The 21,906-nt window shown below is 35.0% G+C and carries 21 protein-coding genes, 3 pseudogenes and 1 riboswitch; of the genes and pseudogenes, 4 read left to right on the top strand and 20 right to left on the bottom strand.

All coding sequences use genetic code 11. The features are described 5' to 3' along the window. Window positions 1–177: 177 nt before the first annotated feature. Complete coding sequence (locus tag AC2CGN_RS23480; protein WP_484516585.1) at window positions 178–1,095, top strand: DMT family transporter; 918 nt, start codon at window positions 178–180, stop codon at window positions 1,093–1,095. Window positions 1,096–1,148: 53 nt separating this feature from the next. Here the strand turns inward: AC2CGN_RS23480 and AC2CGN_RS23475 are convergent, their stop codons facing one another. The 3 genes from AC2CGN_RS23475 to AC2CGN_RS23465 all read right to left on the bottom strand — a co-directional run bounded on the left by AC2CGN_RS23475 (window position 1,149) and on the right by AC2CGN_RS23465 (window position 6,507). Then, window positions 1,149–4,319 (bottom strand): hypothetical protein, encoded by a 3,171-nt coding sequence (locus AC2CGN_RS23475; protein ID WP_484516583.1) that lies wholly within the window; start codon window positions 4,317–4,319, stop codon window positions 1,149–1,151. A 161-nt stretch (window positions 4,320–4,480) separates the two neighbouring features. Further along, on the bottom strand, window positions 4,481–5,800 hold the full coding sequence (locus tag AC2CGN_RS23470; protein ID WP_484516581.1) for a metal-dependent hydrolase family protein: 1,320 nt from the start codon (window positions 5,798–5,800) through the stop codon (window positions 4,481–4,483). A gap of 98 nt (window positions 5,801–5,898) precedes the next feature. Next, window positions 5,899–6,507, bottom strand: coding sequence for a TetR/AcrR family transcriptional regulator (locus AC2CGN_RS23465; protein WP_484516579.1), 609 nt, complete (start codon window positions 6,505–6,507; stop codon window positions 5,899–5,901). 183 nt (window positions 6,508–6,690) lie between these two features. Here AC2CGN_RS23465 and AC2CGN_RS23460 point away from each other — a divergent pair, with 183 nt between their 5' ends. Continuing rightward, window positions 6,691–7,920 carry a DUF418 domain-containing protein gene (locus AC2CGN_RS23460; RefSeq protein ID WP_484516577.1) on the top strand — a complete coding sequence of 410 codons (1,230 nt, stop codon included), beginning with the start codon at window positions 6,691–6,693 and terminating at the stop codon, window positions 7,918–7,920. A 202-nt stretch (window positions 7,921–8,122) separates the two neighbouring features. Here AC2CGN_RS23460 and gcvPB read toward each other — a convergent pair whose 3' ends face one another. From gcvPB to AC2CGN_RS23400, 12 genes and pseudogenes are all read right to left on the bottom strand, one after another. Continuing rightward, window positions 8,123–9,586, bottom strand: coding sequence for an aminomethyl-transferring glycine dehydrogenase subunit GcvPB (gene gcvPB, locus AC2CGN_RS23455; protein WP_369593215.1), 1,464 nt, complete (start codon window positions 9,584–9,586; stop codon window positions 8,123–8,125). Further along, window positions 9,579–10,925, bottom strand: a complete 1,347-nt coding sequence (gcvPA, locus tag AC2CGN_RS23450; protein ID WP_484516576.1) for an aminomethyl-transferring glycine dehydrogenase subunit GcvPA — start codon at window positions 10,923–10,925, stop codon at window positions 9,579–9,581. Before gcvPA ends, gcvPB begins: the two co-directional genes overlap by 8 nt. A gap of 25 nt (window positions 10,926–10,950) precedes the next feature. Continuing rightward, window positions 10,951–12,054: a glycine cleavage system aminomethyltransferase GcvT gene (gene gcvT / locus AC2CGN_RS23445; protein WP_484516574.1), complete on the bottom strand. Its 1,104-nt coding sequence runs from the start codon at window positions 12,052–12,054 to the stop codon at window positions 10,951–10,953. A gap of 243 nt (window positions 12,055–12,297) precedes the next feature. Then, window positions 12,298–12,390: riboswitch (glycine riboswitch) on the bottom strand. Window positions 12,391–12,534: 144 nt separating this feature from the next. Beyond that, on the bottom strand, window positions 12,535–13,050 hold the full coding sequence (locus tag AC2CGN_RS23440) for a shikimate kinase (protein WP_286923664.1): 516 nt from the start codon (window positions 13,048–13,050) through the stop codon (window positions 12,535–12,537). A gap of 19 nt (window positions 13,051–13,069) precedes the next feature. Next, window positions 13,070–13,270 carry a hypothetical protein gene (locus tag AC2CGN_RS23435; RefSeq protein WP_286923665.1) on the bottom strand — a complete coding sequence of 67 codons (201 nt, stop codon included), beginning with the start codon at window positions 13,268–13,270 and terminating at the stop codon, window positions 13,070–13,072. Continuing rightward, window positions 13,248–13,673 carry a competence type IV pilus minor pilin ComGF gene (comGF, locus tag AC2CGN_RS23430; protein WP_484516572.1) on the bottom strand — a complete coding sequence of 142 codons (426 nt, stop codon included), beginning with the start codon at window positions 13,671–13,673 and terminating at the stop codon, window positions 13,248–13,250. Before comGF ends, AC2CGN_RS23435 begins: the two co-directional genes overlap by 23 nt. Further along, window positions 13,666–13,983, bottom strand: a complete 318-nt coding sequence (locus AC2CGN_RS23425) for a hypothetical protein (protein WP_484516571.1) — start codon at window positions 13,981–13,983, stop codon at window positions 13,666–13,668. The genes comGF and AC2CGN_RS23425 overlap by 8 nt, the downstream gene beginning before the upstream one ends. Beyond that, a complete protein-coding gene (gene comGD, locus AC2CGN_RS23420) occupies window positions 13,976–14,422 on the bottom strand; it encodes a competence type IV pilus minor pilin ComGD (RefSeq protein WP_484516569.1) in 447 nt (148 codons plus the stop codon). The genes AC2CGN_RS23425 and comGD overlap by 8 nt, the downstream gene beginning before the upstream one ends. Next, window positions 14,419–14,760, bottom strand: a complete 342-nt coding sequence (comGC, locus tag AC2CGN_RS23415) for a competence type IV pilus major pilin ComGC (RefSeq protein ID WP_429987673.1) — start codon at window positions 14,758–14,760, stop codon at window positions 14,419–14,421. Before comGC ends, comGD begins: the two co-directional genes overlap by 4 nt. Before the next feature lie 10 nt (window positions 14,761–14,770). Further along, window positions 14,771–15,844, bottom strand: coding sequence for a competence type IV pilus assembly protein ComGB (gene comGB / locus AC2CGN_RS23410; protein WP_429982405.1), 1,074 nt, complete (start codon window positions 15,842–15,844; stop codon window positions 14,771–14,773). After that, a pseudogene (locus AC2CGN_RS23405) lies at window positions 15,822–16,199 on the bottom strand (ATPase, T2SS/T4P/T4SS family); the annotation flags it as partial. The pseudogene AC2CGN_RS23405 and the gene comGB, both read right to left, overlap by 23 nt. A 527-nt stretch (window positions 16,200–16,726) precedes the next feature. Next, window positions 16,727–17,722: a DGQHR domain-containing protein gene (locus AC2CGN_RS23400; RefSeq protein ID WP_484516566.1), complete on the bottom strand. Its 996-nt coding sequence runs from the start codon at window positions 17,720–17,722 to the stop codon at window positions 16,727–16,729. Window positions 17,723–17,872: 150 nt separating this feature from the next. Here AC2CGN_RS23400 and AC2CGN_RS23395 point away from each other — a divergent pair, with 150 nt between their 5' ends. Then, entirely contained in the window at window positions 17,873–18,235 is a 363-nt protein-coding gene (locus AC2CGN_RS23395) for a helix-turn-helix domain-containing protein (RefSeq protein WP_484516564.1), read from the top strand. Window positions 18,236–18,346: 111 nt separating this feature from the next. Here AC2CGN_RS23395 and tnpA read toward each other — a convergent pair. Then, window positions 18,347–18,822 (bottom strand): annotated as a pseudogene (gene tnpA, locus AC2CGN_RS23390) (IS200/IS605 family transposase). Window positions 18,823–19,132: 310 nt separating this feature from the next. On the opposite strand from tnpA, the gene AC2CGN_RS23385 reads away from it, so the two are divergent. Continuing rightward, window positions 19,133–19,270 (top strand): transposase, encoded by a 138-nt coding sequence (locus AC2CGN_RS23385; protein ID WP_484516562.1) that lies wholly within the window; start codon window positions 19,133–19,135, stop codon window positions 19,268–19,270. 676 nt (window positions 19,271–19,946) lie between these two features. Here AC2CGN_RS23385 and AC2CGN_RS23380 read toward each other — a convergent pair. From AC2CGN_RS23380 to AC2CGN_RS23365, 4 genes and pseudogenes are all read right to left on the bottom strand, one after another. Beyond that, a complete protein-coding gene (locus AC2CGN_RS23380) occupies window positions 19,947–20,507 on the bottom strand; it encodes an NDxxF motif lipoprotein (protein WP_484516560.1) in 561 nt (186 codons plus the stop codon). Then, window positions 20,504–21,073, bottom strand: coding sequence for an HAAS signaling domain-containing protein (locus AC2CGN_RS23375; protein WP_484516558.1), 570 nt, complete (start codon window positions 21,071–21,073; stop codon window positions 20,504–20,506). The genes AC2CGN_RS23380 and AC2CGN_RS23375 overlap by 4 nt, the downstream gene beginning before the upstream one ends. Next, the gene (locus AC2CGN_RS23370) at window positions 21,066–21,389 is read right to left on the bottom strand and encodes a PadR family transcriptional regulator (RefSeq protein WP_484516632.1); all 324 of its coding nucleotides are present in this window, start codon (window positions 21,387–21,389) and stop codon (window positions 21,066–21,068) included. Before AC2CGN_RS23370 ends, AC2CGN_RS23375 begins: the two co-directional genes overlap by 8 nt. Window positions 21,390–21,680: 291 nt before the next feature. Continuing rightward, window positions 21,681–21,906, bottom strand: a pseudogene (locus AC2CGN_RS23365) (hypothetical protein); the annotation flags it as partial.

Raw genomic sequence — 21,906 nt, 5'->3', positions numbered from 1 at the left:
TCCTTAAACACACATTTCATTTTCTTTTATTTCGTTTTTTTTGAATTATACAAAATAGTATTCCTTAAAATCAACAAAAACAATATAATAATTAACAAATTCATATAGGAAATGTCATTGTGCACAATGGCTTCTATTTTTCAGCTAAAGCATGAAAAATAAAAGGAGCTAAATGATATGTCAAAGTTTTATTTGTTATTGTTACTCTTAACAAGCTTGCTTTGGGGAGGAAATTTTGTAGTTGGCAAATCTCTAGTAGATCATGCTTCACCGCTGACATTAACGAGCTTAAGGTGGATCATTGCTATTGCTGTTCTACTGCCTATGGTTTGGTGGAAGGACAAAAAAATAATCCCTTCTTCACATGCAGTTTTACCATTAATTTTAATGGGCATCTCAGGTGTTGCGCTATTTAACCTTCTCCAATTTTCAGCATTAGAACAAACTACCTCAACCAATGTTGGGTTAATTTCAGCATTAAATACTATTTCCATTGCTATTTTTTCATATTTCTTTTTAAAAGAAAGAATCAATATACGCCAAGTTTTATCTATGATGATTTCACTTTTAGGTGTCCTGATTGTTCTGTCCAAGGGAAAGATTAATTTACTATTTTCAGCAGATTATAATATGAGGGATTTACAGATGGTACTAGCTGTAGGTGTTTGGGGGATATACTCCGTATGTAGCTTATGGGCGATGAAAACGACTTCTCCCCTAATGTGTACCTTATATTCAGGTTTATTTGGCCTTCTTATTCTTCTACCCATGAATATCTTTGATTTTCATATTTATAATATCAATTATTCTTTTATTTTATCAATTTTATATACAGGTGTTATCTCTACTGTTGTTTGCCTTGTCCTTTGGAATATTGGCATACAAAAATTAGGTAGCACAGCATCTGGTATTTACTTAAATTTCAATCCCATTTTCACCGCCATCCTTGCGTTTTTGTTTTTAGGCGAACAATTGACTTGGCTACAAGGTGTTGGAGGATTAATGGTCATTTTAGGGTGCTATTTATTCACATACTTTAAAAAATTAAAAGGAGTTTCTATTGACAATTTTAGCTTAACGGATCAAAGAAAATAATAGTAAACCGTTATTTTGATGTTTTTTTCAAAATAACGGTTTTATAGATATGATTATTCGATTCTTGTAGGATACTCTTCTATATATAATTTCTCTAACTGATTAGAGAGTTTGTTGAAGGCATTTTGCCAGGCCTTTCTAGCAGCCTGTTTGTCATCGGCGTTTAAAATTGCCTCCTCTAATGTACGAACTTCAGCAACCTTTGCTAAATCATTTTCCGCTTTTGTCAGCTTTGAATAATTTTTCACTAAGCTTTTTTGAATTGTTGAAAGTCCTTCATATTCACTGCGCAAATTACCAACTTCCATCTTTAGATTGGCTATATATATGCCAGAGCTCACTAAATTGTCAATTTTACTTACTAACCCCAATGCTACATCATTTGATTCACGCTGTTGTTTTTCTTGTTGAATAATTGTATCTCGAATTTGACTTGGAACGAGATTTGCTTGCTGTGATGTCAGTGCATTAAAGGCTTTTATCACATTTGGACTATTTTTTGCAGGGTTTTCTTGCATTCTATTATATTGAGTAATGAAAGCCTCTACCTTTTTTACATCAGCCATTGCTTGTTTTAAAATTGAATAATTGATAACTTTCTTTTGCTCCGCTGCTGAAAGATTTTTATACTTACCTTCTAGTTGTTTAATCTCCTCTATACTTGCATTACCGTCAGAAAGCTTAGCAATCGCTTGATCTAACTCGGTCAAATCTGTATATATTTCATTATTTGTTAAAGAAGCAATTAAATTTTTATAGGTTTCATCTGCACCAGCAAGCTTTTGCTGGTTGGCGGATAAGCTTGAATAAGCCTTTTGGACACCTTGAATTTTTGCATAACGCTTTTTCAAATCAGCCTCCATTGCTGCCGTTTCAGCTTTCTTTATAAATGACTGCACCGCTTTCACATCTTTTTCCGCCGCTTTTAATTCATTATAATTTGTCACATATTTACGTGCTGCTGATGTAAGTCCGCTTTTATACTCATTCACTAATTTTTCTATATCTTGGGCATAGCTTGCAAAATTACTGTTTGGTACCGCAATAATAAGATTGATTTTAGCCACAAAGGCAGTTCCCAATTCCTTTGCCTTTACCTCAGCCTCTGGCAATGGTTTACCACCTGGTGGCTGCTCAGATGTTGAAGGTGAGAGTAATGTATCACTATTTTTCACTAAGGATTTTTGCAGCGTCGTTAATTTATTGAGTGCACTCAATGTACTGTTATACGTTGAATTTAGTTTGGAATAACTGATACCTTCTGTATTCAGCAGTTGCTTATATTTTTCAATTTGTGCCGTCACCTTGTCTGCAGCTTTTATATCCTTCTGCAATTGTAAAAGCTCTGTATAGCCTGTTATCTTTTTGGCATTTTCCTTCGTCAGCGTTTTATACATTGTAAGAGCTTTATTGATTTCCTTGGTGTCCTCTATCGTATTAATTCCTTTATACGCAGTAGTTGGCCCTAATGTAATATATTTATCTATCACACTTTGAATATTGGTAACATCTTGTTCCTCAGCCGTCTCTGCTTTGGCAAGATTACTACCCACATCGAAAAGGGTACTAGGTACTAGGCTTTGCTGTTTCACATTAAGCTTTTCGTAGGCTGTGTGGATGTTTTTTGCTGCAGCGACCTGTTTTTTGGCAGTAGTATTGACATCTATTTTATTAGCTTTATCTAAAAAGGCCTGCACTTTTTTAATATCGGCCTTTGCTGTATTTAAAATATCCAGATTTTGAACAGTCGATTTATATTCACTGGAAAGCTTGGCAATACGATCCTCTATCGCCTTAATGTTTTTCTGTAAATCAGAAAGTGAATTTTTATATTTTACTAATTCATAGGATGATCCATTTACCAGTGAATCTAAAAGCCCTAAAATTAATTTATTAATCTCTATTACCTCTGCAATATCTGTATTCTGTGATGCATTTCCTAAGCCACTCTGAATGTCAGTATACATGCTCATATCAATACTTCTTTGCAATAAATCTAACTTTTCATATTCTGAATCTAACGCTTTGAACTTTTGGATTTTAGCCGTACCATCCACTAATTTTTGTGCCTCTAGTATTTGATTTTTTAAAGACTTCACTACTTTATAATCATCTATAGCACGCTTTAAAATATCATAATTGGTCACATTTGTCTTAGCTGCTGCTGTTAATGCTGTATATTTACTTGTTAGGCTTGTTAGCTCATTACCAAATTGCGTAAAGCCTAAAGATTTATAGACAATAGCCTTATTTGAATTCCTTTCTAATAACTCGTCGATAGATTTCATTAATCCTTCAGCTGGATTATTTGCTACTTCTACCACCTCGGAGTAACTAGGACCTGCTTCCGTTGTGCCAACCGTTACTATCACACGGACTACAATTTTATTAATTTGATTTTCTAATGCGTCTGTAGGAATCTTATAGGTAGCACCTGTTGCTCCAGCAATAAAGGAATAGGAATCACCCATTTTATACATCCATTGGTAAGCATACGAAACCTGCTCTGCTTTTAAATCTCTCGTATCATCTTTAACAGTCGGCGTCACAACGGATAATGTATCTCCAGGCAATACAAATTTTTCTGGTGAATACCCATTAATTTGTAATGGCGTAATAGAGGGATCAGGATCTAACTTCAACTGTAGCGCATCGATTGAGATTGGTGTACTTGTATAGTTTTTTCCATCCTCTGATTTTGCCTCAACAACTAACTGTTTCCCCGCCGCTTCAACTGGAACGGTAAGCTCTATATTTGTTGCACCTTTAATTGGTGTTTTCTTACCATTGTCAAAGAAATACCACTGGTAGCTCTTCATTACAGGTTTAGGATTGAGATTATTAATTTCCGGATAGATTTTACCGTTTACATAGGTATTTCCAGCTACTTGCAAGGTAGCATGGACGATCATTTTGTTACTTAAATACTCCGTTCCATCTTTTGTTGTCACTTTCACAATAATGGCTTTATCAGCAGCACCTGCTGGTATCGATATCTTATGACCTACACCTATTTGAGTTTGGTTTTCGCCCTCAACAGAAAACCATTGATAGGCATCAATTTCTTTATCTTTCGGAATCAATGAAGTATCGGCTGTTATTTCAGACCCTTCAATATTATTTCCAGTAATTTTTACAATACTCGCATCAGCCGCTTGTACTTCCATTGGCACAATTAGAGCCACTGGAGCTGCTGCCATTAAAAATAGTTTAGCTTTATCCATTTTCTCGCCTCTCTTACTACTATGTATCAATCAATACCCATTATAGCAATATTTTTTGCATATTAGCAATAATTGCCTAAGTCATCTAGTCATAGATAAATAGGTATTTTTATTGATATCGATAGTAAAAAAGTAGGTTTTTAAAAGCTAATTTATTCTCATTAAAATTTAGAATTTAACAATTTATCAACTTTATTAATTCTAGAAACAGTAGGATTTTTTATCAAATGCCCTTTTATCAAGACCATCTTTACCTCTGATAATGTTTGTATCACCTCTAATGGATTTCGCTCTAGAACAATTAAGTCAGCCTGTTTTCCAATATCTACAGTTCCAGTAATATGATCAATTCCTAAAATTTCTGCATTGGATTTCGTTACACAATCAATAACTTGATTTGGACTAAGGCTTGTATACTTTAAGAAATGATTGAGCTCTCTCCATAAATCATAATGTGTAACATAGGGCATAGCAGCGTCAGTTCCTACACCTATTTTGATTTGATTTGCAATGGCTTGTTTTAAACTAATAAGCATTCCCTCATAAACTAGTTTGGAATTCTCTTTGACAATATGATTGACCTTCGTTATTGCTGGATCAAGAGTCGCAACAGGATATCCAGCCTGACAAGTTGGAATTAAAGCAGAATAACCTCTTAAAGCTTTTGGATTATGTTGATATAAGGCAATAATCTCTTCATCCATTTCAGCTCCATGCTCAATTGTATCCACCCCACCTTTTAAGGCGATTCTTACACCTTCTGTACTTTCTGCATGGGCTGCTACGAGTAAACCCATTTTATGTGCCTCATCACAAATAGCAGCTACCTCTTCTTCCGTCATTTGTAACCTACCAGCCTCACCTATCGCTTTTGCATCGGTCACACCACCTGTCACACAAATTTTTATTAGATCAACACCATGTTTACTATTTATTCTTACATTTTTTCTTCCTTCCCATGGTGAATCACTTACTAGTGCTAAGTATGGTGCACCATGCCCTCCAGTAACACTAAGAAAATAACCGGATACAAGCAAATTTGGACCAATAAATTTATTTGCCTTGATTTCATCCCGTAAATGCACATCCGTGTAAAAGAATTCACCCACACTACGCATCGTTGTAATACCAGCATGTAAAGCATTTAGGGCATTTCTCTTCATTCGTTTCTTTAATAATGCTCTACCCATTTTTGTATCTAACAGCTTATGCCCCGTTTTCAACATGCTTTCATTCGATGACATTGTAAATGGTTTTCCATCTGAGAAAAGATGTACATGTGCATTTATTAATCCTGGCATCACATATTTACCAGCTAAATTGATGGTTTTATAGTTTTTAGAAATCTTCAATTCCTTCGTTTTTCCGATATGTTCAATGATGCCATTTTCATTTATTAAAATGGTCATATTATCTTCAATAGACTTATTACTATCTCCATGAATGATATGACAATTTTTCAATGCTAATCTTTTGTTCATATTAATCCTCCATTAAGTAGTATACAAAAATGAATAATTAATTCATTTTTGAGCTAAAATAGAATGTAGGTGGAGGTTTTTCACCTACATTTTTTAAACTATTCATTTAAATTTTTCATGCCATATAATCGATAGATAGTCAATGCCTCAAAAATTCGTTTACGACTATCTTCACTTAGTTCCCGTTTTAATAAATCTAACAGCATATCTATTACATTATTCGAGATAATATCCAACAAAATTATATTTTCCTCACTACTGATTTCATAGCTCTTATAACTATTTTTTAAATAGGGTCTTTTCGTTTCAAGCATTAAATCAATTAGCTCATTTTTAGAATTTTGATAGATTGTTCCTTTGTTTCGCTCAAAAATAATAACAATCTGCATACGATATTTGGTTAAGGCATTCATTTGTTCTTCTAACAATGCAACGTTTTCAGCAATTTTAATTCCATCAAAATATGCCTGATTATAGAGATGTATGCTTTCCACTAAAACATTCTTTAAATAATCCACTAGTGTTGGTGAGACAACAGCATAAAACAGTTCCTTTTTATTTTTAAAATAGGTATAAATATTTCCGACTGAGATATTAATCTCCTTCGCTATATCGCTCATTTTAGCATCTATGTAGCCCTTTTTAAAAAACAGCTTGAGTGCAGCAGACTCAATTTCATTCTTCACTTCATCCTTTTTTGCTTGCAATATAAACGCCCTCTCAATAATGAATAATATATTCATTATTATATTAATTATTCGTCATCTATTTGTCAATAAATCTGTTAAAATTTTGAACCAAATCATTTCTTCCTTATAAAATCCTGATAAATAGGATTTAAAATCACTAAATAGATAAAAAATCAAATTACAACAAAAGGATGGATGGAAATGAAACAAAAGCTTTCTCCTATATCTGCCAAAGAGCGGATAGAAGCACTTGATATTTTAAGAGGGTTCGCTTTACTAGGAATCATACTTGCGAATATTGTTTGGTTTCTTTACCCCGTTTACATGCAGGAGGATCCAAGCTTTAACAATGAATGGACCTCTTTTTGGAACCAGGCAGATTATTTAGTGAAGGATTTGCTTGCTATGTTTATCGATGGTAAGTTTGTAATGCTTTTTTCCATGCTATTCGGCTTTGGAATGGTGATTATGCAGGAAAGAGCCGTTGCAAAACAATTAAATTTTTGGAGCATATATAGTCGACGCCTTATTGCCTTATTTATCTTCGGCTGTATCCACGCCTATTTCATTTGGTTTGGGGACATTTTAACAGACTATGCGATTTTAGGATTATTACTCCTTCTAATGCATAAGTTAAAGCCAAATGCTATGCTACTTATCAGTGTTGCTTTATATAGTTTACTTTTTGGGCTTTTAACGCTGGGTGCTCTATCCACTGATCCAACGATGACCATGACGATGTCAGAGGAAAATCGTCAGCTTATGCAAGCTACGATAGATGCCCATCAAAACGGGACTATCCAAGAATTACTCGATGCAAATTTAATGGAAAGAATTTTTTATACAATGCGAAATGGGCTCTACGTTCTTTATTTAGGCAACCCTCTATTGTATATATTCACCAATCTCCCCTTCTTACTTATGTTCTTATTTGGGGCAGCGGTTGCAAAGAAAAAATGGATTCATCGTTTTCAAGAGTTACGAAAAGGCTTTTTCATTACGTGGCTCATCACTTTAATTTTGGGTGGAACACTGAGTTGGATACTTCCCTTCGTTTTAGACAATCCATCAGCCACACCATTGATTCAATATATGAGCTCACCACTTCTTACTATCTTTTATGCCATTAGCCTCCTTTTCATTTATCAAACATTACATGGAAAGAAAGTATTGCAATGGCTCGCATACCCAGGAAGAATGGCCTTTACAAACTATATCAGTCAATCCGTTATTTGTACGTTTTTATTTGGACCATTTGCGTTTGGTGTTTACGGCAAACTACACTTAACGACAGCTATCTTAATTGCCATTGTTATTTTTGTATTACAAATAATACTTAGTAAGCTATGGTTATCCAAATTCCGCTTCGGACCATTAGAGTATATTTGGAGGTCATTTACTTATTTAGGTATAAAAGAAAAGAGCAAATAATTCTTGCTCTTTTTTATGCTTCCTACAAACTTGTCCAGCAAGATCTGCCTCTTCTATCCTTCACTCTATTCATTTTATCCACCACTTTATCGCTCTTATCCACCACTTTGCTCATTCTATCCACCACTCTAACTGTTCTATCCGCTAGAAACCATAAGAAAAGCGTCCAATAAGTACGGATACTTATCGGACGCTTGTAGTTCTATGCCTTTTGATAACGAAGCACTGGTGTACGAGCAGCGCGTGTTTCGTCTAAACGAGATACGACTGTTGTATGTGGTGCTTCTTGAACGATGGATGGATTTTCTTCTGCTTCTTTTGCAATTTGAATCATCACATCGCAGAATGCATCTAACGTTTCTTTTGATTCTGTTTCTGTTGGCTCAATCATTAACGCCTCTTCCACGTTTAATGGGAAGTATGTTGTTGGTGGGTGGTAGCCAAAGTCTAACAGACGTTTTGCAATATCTAATGTACGTACGCCAAGTTTCTTTTGACGACGACCCGATAAAACAAATTCATGTTTACAGTGGCGGTTATACGGTAGATCATAGAATGGCTCTAAGCGACGCATCATGTAGTTTGCATTTAATACAGCATATTCTGTAACAGCTTTTAAGCCGTCTGGACCCATTGTTCGAATGTACGTATACGCACGTACGTTGATACCAAAGTTACCATAGTAAGGTTTCACACGTCCGATTGATTGTGGACGATCGTAATCGAAGTGGAATGTTCCATCTTCTGTTCTCACAAGTACCGGTTTTGGTAGGAATGGAATTAAATCTGCTTTTACGCCTACTGGACCTGAACCTGGACCACCACCACCATGTGGACCTGTGAATGTTTTGTGCAGATTTAAATGCACGCAGTCGAAGCCCATATCGCCGGGGCGTGCTTTACTCATAACGGCATTTAAGTTAGCACCATCATAGTACACTTTACCGCCTACAGAGTGGATAAGCTCTGCCATTTCAATAATATTTTCTTCAAATAGACCTAATGTATTAGGGTTTGTTAGCATTAATGCAGCTGTATCAGGACCTACTACTTTACGAAGATCTTCAATATCTACTAGACCATTCTCATCAGATTTAACAGTGATTGTTTCAAAGCCTGCAACTGTTGCTGATGCTGGGTTTGTACCATGAGCTGAGTCAGGAACAATCACTTTATTACGATGCCCCTCACCATTTGCTTCATGGAACGCACGAATCATCATTAATGCTGTCCATTCACCGTGAGCACCTGCTGCAGGTTGTAATGTTACTTCATCCATTCCTGTAATTTCTACTAAAGAAGTTTGTAAATCATAAAGCAGCTCCATTGCACCTTGTGCTGTTGACTCATCCTGTAATGGGTGAACATTGGCAAAGCCTGAAAGACGTGCAACTGCTTCGTTAATTTTCGGATTATATTTCATCGTACAAGAGCCAAGTGGGTAGAAGCCAGAGTCTACCCCATGGTTTCGACGAGAAAGTGCCGTGTAATGACGCATAATATCTAGCTCAGATACTTCAGGTAATTCCGCAGCCTCAGCACGTACTAGGTTTGCTGGTAATAAATCGGCTAGGTCAACCTCAGGTACATCCAGTGCTTCTAAGCTATAGCCAACGCGACCTTCTTTTGAAATTTCAAAAATGAGTGATTGATTTTCGTTATGCATGAAGAGCCCCCATTTCTGCAACAAGTGCATCAATTTCTTCTTTTGTGCGTAATTCCGTAACGGCAATCAGCACATGTTGTTTAAGAGAGTCATAATTTTGACCTAAAGGATATCCACCGATAATACCCTTTTCGATTAAGCCTTTGTTGATTTCTTTCACACACTTATTCGTTTTCACAACGATTTCGTTAAAGTGTGCACCTTGGAATGCTACTGTAAAGCCTGCTGCTTCAAAGGCATTTTTCGCATAACGTGTTTTCGCGATATTTTGCATAGCCATTTCACGAATACCTTGTTTACCTAGAGCTGTCATTGCTACAGAAGCTGCAAGTGCAAGTAGTGCTTGGTTTGAGCAAATATTAGATGTTGCTTTATCACGACGTATATGTTGTTCACGCGCTTGTAATGTTAATACATAGCCACGACGACCTTCGCCATCCACTGTTTCACCAATCAGACGACCTGGAACCTTACGCATTAATTTATTCGTTACCGCAAAGAAACCACAGTGTGGACCACCGAATGCTTCAGAAATTCCGAAAACTTGTGCATCACCTACACAAATATCAGCTCCAAGCTTACCAGGAGGTGTTAAAATACCTAATGAAAGTGGGTTAGAAGAAACGACAAATAAGCTTTTTGCTTCATGTGCAATATCTCCAATTACTTGAATGTCCTCCACTTGACCAAAGAAGTTTGGATATTGTGCAATAACAGCTGCTGTGTTGTCATCAATCAACGCTTTTAATGCGTCAATATCTGTTACACCATCTTTGTGTGGAACAGTCACGATATCAATCGATTGACCATAGGCATATGTAGCCACAACATCGCGGTATTCTGGATGCACCGTTTCAGACACTAAAATTTTCTTACGACGTGTATGACCAGCTGCCAGCATACCCGCCTCTGCTAATGCCGTACCACCGTCATACATAGAAGAGTTAGCGAGATCCATACCAGTTAGCTCAGCAATCATCGTTTGGAATTCAAAAATCGCTTGTAGTTCCCCTTGTGAAATCTCTGGTTGATATGGTGTATAAGCTGTATAGAACTCTGAACGAGAAATGACATGATCCACGATTACTGGTTTATAGTGGTTGTAAACACCTGCACCTAAAAATGATACATTGGCATTTGTATCCTTATTTTTGGCAGCTAATGCTGTTAATTCTTTTAATAAAGCCGATTCTGATTTTGCTTCCTTAATGTCATAAAGGCCTTTAAAACGGACTTTCTCAGGGATATCCTCAAATAACTCATCAACTGAGGATACACCGATTACGTCTAACATTTCTTTTTGATCTTGTTCCGTCATTGGTAAATAACGATGTTTCATAAATGTAGGTCCCTCTTTTCAACTATTATTTTGAACGTTTGTAAAACGGTGTTTCAACTGTTATTACTTTTAAGTGCTTTCCACGGATTTCAATTTCAAGCTCAGTTCCGATTGTTGCGAATTGACTGTCAATTAATGCGTGACCAACATTACGTTTAGAGGAAGGAAGTTGTGTACCAGTTGTCACTTCACCGATTTCCTGACCATCCTTAAATACCTTGTACCCATGACGCGGAATTCCTTTATCAATCATTTCAATTCCTACCAGTTTGCGTGGAAGACCATTTTCCTTCTGAGCTACTAATGCATCATGACCGATAAAGTCCTCTTTATTCAATTTCACAGCAAAGCCAATACCAGCCTCTAGTGGCGAAATCGTTGCTGATAGCTCTTGTCCGTATAGTGGGAGACCCGCTTCGAAACGAAGTGTATCACGACAGCCTAGACCTGCAGGAACAACCCCTTTGTCTTGACCAGCCTCTAAAATTTTACCCCATAAAGCTTTAATATCTTCTGGAGCACCATACAATTCAAAGCCATCTTCTCCCGTATAACCGCTACGAGAAACTAATGCTTTATGTCCTGCAACCTCTACATCCTCTTGGAAGCGGAAATATTTAATGGCACTAATATCAGTCGTTGTTAAAGATTGAAGAACCTCTTCTGCTAATGGACCTTGTAGAGCAATTTGTGCATAGGCATCTGATTGATTGTCAATCGTCACATCATATTGATGTTGATTCTCCATCATCCAATCATAATCTTTTTCAATATTTGCGGCATTGACGCATAATAAATAGTGATTGTCTGCTAATTTATACGTTAATAAATCATCGACAACACCACCATCTTCATAGCACATTGCATTGTATTGCGCTTGACCTACTGCAATTTTCGAAATATCATTGGACAAAAGATTTTGTAAAAAATCTAATGCTTCGGGTCCTGTTACTAAAATTTCCCCCATATGTGATACATCAAATAAGCCTGCACGATTACGCACTGCATCGTGTTCTTCTTTAATAGAAGAGAATTGAACTGGTAATTCCCATCCACCAAAGTCAACTGTTTTAGCACCGTATTTTGCGTATTCTTCAAATAGAGGTGTACGTTTTAATTCACTCGCCATTCATTTTTGCCCCCTTATTGTTAGTTACATTCTACTTAGTAGTAGTTCGTCTGCTTCTTGTATGAATACAGTCTATACTTGCCGTATAAAGACATAAAAAAAGACAGACGAACCCCTTTTTCGGGATTCTCTGTCCTTGCACCTGAAAGTTACACCAGACTGGCTCGCATTGTCTCTTTGCCAATCAGCCGGCTTTCCCCTTTGGTGGCTGTTATTGTTATACTACAGCTCTCTCCAGAGTTGCGTCTTGTACGAGTCCTTTTACCTGAGAGATTCATAGCCCTTTGCTACTTGCTCCTTCGGCGGCGTCTCTACGCGCTCTCCCCGCACAATCATCCGCCCAAGATTCATCTTGGTACTATTTAGTATTCAATGAACATTTAGTTACTTATTTGTCTATATCCTAACATTAAATATATTGAAAAGGCAAACATTTTTTAAACTATAATAAATGACGAATATTATAGTTATTTTCACTAATCATCGTTCGCCTTTTAACCTTTTAACTTGGAATACTAAATACTCAAGAATTTGGCGGATCGTTCTCCCCTCTGTTAACACTTGAATATGTCCTGCATCACGATAAAACTTCCTTCTGTAATGATACAGCTTCTCTAGCTCTTCTTTCGTTGAACTTTGCACAATCGGTCGGTTTTGATCATGCTGTATTCGCTTATAAATATCTTCGAATGTCGCATCTAAAAAAAACACTAGTCCACTGCGTCTCATTATTTTCCTGTTTTCAGCATTGACGGCAACGCCACCACCAGTTGAAATAATACAAGCTTCATCACGGAAATTTTTCAAAAATTCTGTTTCTATTTCTCGAAACCGTGTCTCTCCGTATTTTTCAAAAATCTGAGGAATTGTCATACCCTGTTGTCTCACAATTTCATGATCCATATCATAATAGGGCATCTTTAACAAATAGCTTAAACGTCTTCCTAACGCACTTTTCCCGCAGCCCATAAAGCCAACTAAATATATTTTTCGCATTCGAATCACCTTCTTATAACTACGATTCTACACTGTCTGACAAAATTTGTCCTAATAAATTTATCGTAGCGCGAACATTCATTTCTTCAAGCGAATCATATGTTCGATACTGAATTTCATAAGACGTACAATACGTAAGAACAAAAGTAGTTACAAAAAATAATAATGCAATTGCGATTAAAAAAATAGCCCCTCTGTCATTTTTCAATAATTGGTACATAGAAGGTTCGCTCCTTTTGGATACCACTTGGAAATTCAACAGCTACAGTGACCCTATTATTTTCATATTGAAATTGGCATTTATTAATACCAATTAACATCGGTACATGCCCACCGTTTACTTGGTCACGAATTAAATTATTATAACAATCAATATTATGAATCGTATTCCCCGATTCAAAGGTTATCCTTTTTTGGTTCTGTCGAATCGTAAAAAAACTAATATTCTCAAAATAACTATTTAAATCGTACACAAATAGCTCCCACTTTGATTGTTCATCAGATAATACTGTCGTTTTCATCTCGGCATACCAAAGCATAACTAACACAACAAGCTGCATAACTAGTACTAACACGACTAATTGAAATAAAGCTTCAAGTAATGTATACCCTTTCTCATTCATTGACTTCACCTGTCAGCTGTATACATTTTTCACGTATTTCACGTGTATTTTTAAAGGTTACACATATTTCCTGTCCCTCAAATATCCAATGAAAATTCACATTTTCAATTGTTTTTGAACCTTCCTGTTGCCGTGAATGCCAATATTGCTTTAAACCCTCATAGGCAGTCTCTGCTGCGATAACCTCTAGCTTTTTGTTAGATAGATTTGTTTTCATTGAATAGCTAATTGGTAATAATGCCACACATAGTAACATAAGGATGCCGATGGATAAAATCGTTTCTACAAATGAATAGCCTGACTCATTCAACTCTAGCTCTCCCTCGTCCAAGCGTAATCACAACTCTTTTAATGCCTTGAGGTGTTTTAAATGTTACAGTTCCTGCAGTCATGACATTGCCACTATAGTTATACATAATGGTTTGCACGGAACTCGAAGCCGGCATTAATTCAACCCCTTTCGGAAAAGGTCTGTCATATAAATGAGTATAAAAATCTTTTTTGATAATATAGCGTTTTGTCGAACTTTCAAACTTCATCGAGATGTATTCCCTATGATGCATACTATAGGTTTGAATATATTGAATATCCAATTGCACTTGTGTAAAAAAACGCTCAAGTTCTTTTATTTCTGCTTGTTTCAATGAGTACTTCATGACAATCGCAGTTAAACACATCACAGAAAATAACACAATTAACATTTCAAGCAACGTATATCCTTGATCATTTTTTAAGCTGTTCACGTTCATCCGCCGCTAGAGTCCGATCCTGAAGAGGCATTTGCCAATTTAACCTCCCCCTCATTTGTAATCATAATTTCTTCCTTATTCGGACAGCTCGTTTCATTTTCCTTTAGATACCCCTTTGTTACTAAATCCTCGATTGTTGGATAAGCCATAAAATCCACCCGATATGCTTCTACCTGCCCCTGTACCATACTGATATAGGCTTTACAGCCCTTCTCATCGATTGTGGCAAAATGCTTCGTCACATTTGGGATTGTGATTAAAATTAAGATAGAGATAATTAGAAGTACAATTAACATTTCGATAAGCGTGAATCCAGCTTGTTGTTTTATTTTTCTCATTATTATCCTCCTATACTAGTTCAATCATATGATAAATCGGTAATAGCAAACTAACATATGCAGCAACGATACAGATAGCAATGATGATAAAAAAAGTTGGCTGTACAAATGCAAGTATTCGGTGCAATAATTGCTCCTGCTTATCTGTCAATAATTCGCTATAGAGTAAAAGCTCTTTTCCTAAATAGCCACTTTTCTCACCATGCTCAACAAATATGGAGAAATCTCTCTGCCAAACAGCTGTTAATTGAACAGCCTGTGTCAAAGTATCTCCAAAAACAACACGCTCTTTGAGACATCGAGCCAAATGCTGTAAAAGTGGCTGTAATCGTTGCTCTTCCAATATTTGCAGACTGGCCTGTAATGAAAAACCACTTTCAAGTAGACTCCCTAAATAGGCAGCAAATTGCCTAGTTAAAGATAATCGCACATAAATTTGGACCAGCGGGATTTTTGAGATGATTGTAAGCTGACGGGCAATTGACTGACGTTTAAGATAGAGCTGAAAAAACAGAATACTACCAATCGAAGCTATGCCTAATAAGACAAGAGCATCTGGGAAATGCAAGAACATTTTTGATAGCCCAATCATTGTTTGATCATTGCTAGGAGTTCGACTTGAAATCATTTTTTCTATATTTGGAAAAAATACCGTACGAAACACAAAAAACAATAGCAACAAAAATACAATGAGTACTACCGGATATAAGAGAAGTCGCAATAATTTTTTCTTAGTTGCCTCACTTACAGCCATTTGCTTTGCTACTCCTTTTAAAGCCTCAATCATATGACCATTATTTTCAGCAACTGCAATCGCCACTAAATGATGCCTTGCAAGCCTTAATGTTTCCAAAATTCCTGTAACACCTATCCCTTGCCTAAGTTTTTCGTCGATTCGTTGCTGAATTTCTTCATGTGCCTCAATATGGTGTGGTAGGAGGATTGAAATTGCTTGAGGAAATAAGTAACCCTCTTGCATTAGCACACTTAATCGGCTAAAGAAATGTGCTTGCTCCTTTACCCGCCATTTTGTAGCTTTTTTGTATTCAACTAACATCTTGTCAGTGTATTTTCGTAGTTGCATATTTTTGCCCCTCTATTAAATCTCTTTGACCTGCAAGTGTTAAATCATATGGCAGCTCATAGGTAGTATTTTTCATGATTGCTTTAATGGCCTCTTGAAGATGACTGTCGCTTAAAATTTCAAACAATGCGCGACGTTCTTCCTGAATAATTGGTGACTGGAAAAGTATTTGTGCAACAATACCTATTACTGTTTGACGAAGTTCTTCGACAGAAACACCTAAGTCGATTAGTCGATAAAGACAGCTGACCGAATCCTTAGCATGAATGGTGCTTACCACTAAATGACCTGTTAAGGCCGCCTCTATTGCAATTTTGGCAGTTTCTTTATCACGTATTTCACCAATCATAATAACCGTGGTTATATATGCAAATAAAAAGGTTAATTTTATTCCATTCAATAGTTTCAACTGTTATATGAATTTCACCCAATATCCAATGGTTAGATATACGTTTTATATGAAGATAAATACAAAAAAGCCTCTGTGACTATTCATATAAAAGGCATAGTAATCCCTTAAATGAATCAGTCACAAAGACTGGAAATTGTTGAGTCATCGCAGAACATAAGAAGTCTGCAAAAAAAAATGTTTAGTATATTTCTTATACTATCATTTTAATATAAATTAATCTATAAACAATATAATAAAGTGCTATTTTAAAATAAACACTTTAATGATAGATTTTCTGTAATCTCCCCATACTACAGTCAAAGATGTGCTATATGTGCTTGTATAAGGAACAACATTATCACCAACCTTGTAAAATGACTTAAAATCAAAAGCAAATTTGCATCCTCAAACAAATAATAAGGATTTTAATACTTGTAAAATATCATACTAGCCACGTCTTCTTAATATTATCCAAATGTGTTTTATATTTTTTATGATGTTAAACAGTTCAAAATATCATTAGCTAAAATTTTTGAGCCTGCTGCTCCCTTTAGATATTTCAAGTCTCCAGTCGATAACCAGTCAATTTCTTTTAAATTTAATAGAATCTGAGCGATTTTAACTGAATCTGGTTGTTGTGATTTCGATAAATAGTTTTCATTTATTATCTTATTGCCCGTTATTGCAAGAGCATTTAAACAAGTTATATGTGTCATTTTATAAAGTTTATTATCGTCCCATTCATTCGGAAATAACTCTTTTATCGTATTGAAGTAAAACAAGCATAAGTTAAGCTTCTTTTCCTTCGACAATTTATCTAATTGGGATTTTTTTGTTAAAAGTTTCACGATATTATATAAGTTTTGTAAAGTGATATTCTTTTCCTTACTCCGCTTTCCTGTAAGTGTTCCTTTATTAAAAAATGGGCTTTCTGGTTTTAAAATCAAATTCGTTGCTATCCAACTAATATCATCATTATCTCGATTTAAATAACGGCTTAAAGATGTTCCAATTCCTTTTGCTTTGGTATTAATTACATCAAATAATTTAATTTCTTCGTCATCATCTAAATAATGAAATGCTAAAAAAGGGACATTTAATGTACTATCCGTTTCATTAATATACTCTTTAATTCCTCCAAGGCGATGTTGCCCGTCCATTAAAGTTGCTCTCTTTTTACAGATTAATCTCCCTAGGTTAGGACGATGCTTATCATAGGCATGAAAATCCCAATTTCCTGCTGCATTTAACAAAATAGGTGTATATAAAGAATCTTCTCCCTGTGATAAATAGTTTGCGAAATCATGACAACGTTTCTTATTAATTGGTCGTTGATATCCCTTCCCTGAAGGATCGTTGTACAACTTGGAATATGAAAATGTAACAGCTACTTGTGAAGATACAAAACCTTGATACGCTACTCTACCACGCATTTTTGATTGAATAACATTTTCTATTGCTATATTTGAAATTAAATCGTTATTCATTTGATTTCTCCTTTTTATTATATTCAATATCATTTTAATACTAAAAGATAATATAAATCAATCAAAAATAACTTTAAAGTTATTTTTATTATATTTTAATAGGATGTCACATTTATTTGACCTCACCTAATCTTAAAGTGAGGTGATTTCATGTATAATTTAACAAAAAGAGTAGGAAGAAATATTAGAGCTATCAGGAAATCCCAAAATTTAACAATAGATGAACTGGCCGAAAAATGTGATTTTCAGCCCCCATATTTATCTGACATAGAGCGTGGAGAAAGAAATATTACTTTACAAACTTTAACTAAAATATTAGTTGCTTTAAATGTGAATCCAGGTAGTGTGCTAATTCCAGAAAACAGAATAGAAAACGAAAATATAAGAGAAGAATTATTACAAATTCTATTAAACTCTCTTGAGGATAAAAATGAAGAGGATATAAGAATGTTGCTAAATATATCCAACGAAATCTTTATGAGGTATAAAAACGAATCAGAACCACCAGTCTAACTGGTGGTTTGCTCTACGCGTGAAACGCTGGGGTACTGGCCCATGTCTAAAGACACACTGAAAGGTCCGCCAACCGCACTCCGTTTTCACGCTACCACTAAAGTGGTTTTATTATTTTCGCTTCTTTGCTTTTATTTCTTCTCCTGTAAATGGATCAATAAATTCTTTCATACTCATTTGATCCTCAAGAATATCCTCTTGCAATTGATTTTTATATATTCCTGAATGACTTTTCTGTTTCTTCCTACTGTATCTACATAATATCCGCGACACCAAAACTTCCTGTTTCCATATTTATATTTCAGGTTCGCATGTCGATCGAATATCATTAAACTACTTTTTCCTTTCAAATAACCCACAAACGATGAAACACTTAATTTTGGTGGAATACTTACCAACATATGAATATGATCAGGGCAGGCGGTTGCTTCAATAATTTCTACTCCTTTTCTTTCACATAACTGACGAAGAATTCTACCTACATCTGCTTTAATTTGTCCATAAATAATCTGCCTTCTATATTTTGGTGCAAAAACGATGTGATACTTACAATTCCATGTTGTGTGTGCTAAACTTTTATTATCCATTTGGATCCCCTTTCGTACGAAGTCGGTTGACCAGACCTGAATTCATTGTACGGCTGGGGGTTTTTTCTTGTCCATAGCTAGAAGCTCTTTAGAACCCCTCGCATAGCAAGGGGTTTTCAAAAGATACAATAAAATAGCTTGTGATTTTTATAATCACAAGCTACATTCTGTTGAAAAACAAAATCGTCTATAGACAAAATGTGAACATTCCAATAAAATCCTCTCATTAATGAAATAAGTGAAGTGAGGGGATTTTTTATGTACGTTACATACTCCAGAAGAGATTGAGGAGAATCGAAAGTTCTACGAGATGATGTACGCCTCCTCGCATCAGTTAGTGAAGATGGATCAAGTGATGGACTGGAATTTTGTATCGAAACAATTGGAAGTTTTTTATCCATACAGCATTGGTCGCCCAACAAAAGATCCGATTGTAGCTTTGGAATAAAGATTGATTAAAAAATATTCCTTAATCCTTATCTAATAGCAACATCAAAAACTCCATTTTGAAAAAAGTTTGATCAAAATGGATTTACTCTCTTTAGATAAGTATGAGATTTTTATAAAAAAGTTTGATCATTTTTCAGCTATGTTGTTCCACAATTGCGCCCTTTAATGGAATAACTAAGATGTTTATTAAATCCTATACTCATTAGTCATACTCTAATGAAAGTTCCTTGTTAACTTCTTCAATACTCGTTTACAAAAGGCGTTAAAATGCACAGCGAACTTGCCATTCGGTACGTTCGTTCTAACATGCATTTCCTCTCCCTTCGCAACTGCAAATGCGGGTGATGATTTCCCCCTTCCATAACCTTCAACAAGATTTTTTATAAAATGCCAAATTAAAAGAATAAAAACCCAACTGAATATCAAGGCAGTTGAGTTTAGAAATCTATATAAACATAGCTACGATAAACTTTTCGAGATTTTTCAGAGTGTGTTATCTGAATAAAACCTGTATATAGAGACAATTTATTAAGCTGTATACCAGCATTTTTTTATCGTTCCTATACTTCAATTACAGGGGCTATACAACTTTTTTCAAAATGGAGTCTTTTTATTTATAGAAAAATGCTGGTTTGTGAGATGTTTTTGATCAAACTTTATTACAAAGCTACATCTTAATGTTCCCGTCCAAATGCTTTAGTATCAATATTTTTCTTATCAAGGAAATCTTCTATTTTTTTTTGTTCTCTGCCATTCACTACTTTACCTTTGTCAATTATTGATTTAATGTTTACTTTTGGGAGGAGCTCATTTAAAGCTGTAATGTACTCGCTAATTCTTTCTGACTCTTCTAGATAACCTTCAGGTAATGTATTATTTAAAATATAGTTAGAAAAGTTCTCATCATTTTCTTTTGTAAGTTTGTTAATTTTGTCTAATTTCTCTAGTTCTTCTGTAGTTAATTTTTCTTCTTCATCTATATAATCTTGAAATGGTTCACTAGCATTAGATAACTCTTCAAAACTATCTAGATAGGTCTTTATACTTAATTTCATTTCCTCTTCATTAATTACACTATTTTGTTTTTCAGAAGTAAAAATAACATTAGGAATCTTCACATCCTGTATAGAAAGAACTTCATCCTCTTCTTCATCCTCAATAGCATCAATATTTTCCCTCTGCGAACATGCGCTTAATATAAATAGAATAAAAAAACTAAAAAACAATTTTCTCATAATAATTTCTTCCTCCTTGCAATTGATGTGTTCCATCTCAAGTATTTAATAAATAGTCTAACAAAAGATTTCCCTATATAATAACCTAGGAATGCGAAAAAAGAACCTAAAATAAACCCTTTTCCGGCTTCGAAAACCTCTCCAAATCCAATTGTACTAAATCCATTAACAAATACCATTACAATTAAAATCAGTGGAGATAGAATCATAATGGGTACACCAATGATATAAGCTAATATAAATGGTGAGAGCATTAGTAGCATAAATAAACTCATAATAATAATAATAGAATTCATTACACCTAATCCCATAATTGACAACAATGCTGAAAACATACTTCTAATGCTCTTATTCTCTTCAACCTTCTTAATAGAATAAACAGCGTTTAATTCTTTAGCTAATTGTTTAGGTGAACCAAGGGCTTCTACAATCTGACTTTCTGTTTTTCCTTCCTCTACACCAATCGTAAAATATTCCTCATAATCTTGTAAGATTTCCTCTTTTTCATTTTTGGGTAGCTTCCTTAAATACTTTTCCAAAATTGATAAAAATTGTTTTTTACTCATGGGAGATTCCCTCCTTAATTAATTGATTAACTCCCTCAGAGAATTCCCTCCACTCGTCCACTAAGTGATGTAAATATGCACGACCTTTTTCTGTAAGCCTATAATATTTTCTTGAGGGACCTTCACTGGATTCTTGTAAATATGTAGTAAAATATTCTTCTTTTGTTAGCCTTCTTAATAAAGGATAAACAGAACCCTCCGATATTTCAATTTGGTCAGAAATTTTCTGGACGAGTTCATATCCATATCGATCCTTCTTATCCAGCAGTACAAGCACGCATAGTTCTAGAACGCCTTTTTTAAATTGCACGTTCAACGTATACTCACCTCGTCTCTTCATTGTTTTATACTCTTTAATAAACAGTACTATTTAATAAACAGTACCTATCTAAAAAATAAAGTAAGTGGTTATAGTATAACAATAGGTACTGTATATTGCAAGGTACAGTATATAACCAAACCCTCTTTAAAAGTGTCATACCGCAAAATGGCCCTTTCCATGAATAAAGACGCTTTCCTTATTACGGAAAAGCGCCCATTTGTGGAATGGTTAATGAAATCTAAACCAAGCAAACAATTGTCCTTGTTTGTTTTTGGTCACAAAAATTTATCTGTGAGATGCATCATATGCCGGTAAATACTGTAGAAATAGTACTTCCACAAACCAAGAATTGTTAGCTATTTCCTCCCCACAATAATATTTCGCCATTGCATAATATGCTTCCGGATGTGGTGCTTTTGAAAGATGTGCTATGGTTTCTATTTTCCAACCTTTATAATTATCTTCTTTATAAACCTCAGGAATAATTTTATTCAATGCATTTATAAGACCT

Source organism: Lysinibacillus sp. DFXJR4, assembly GCF_057196045.1.
This window is presented reverse-complemented; position numbering and strand designations above follow the sequence as displayed.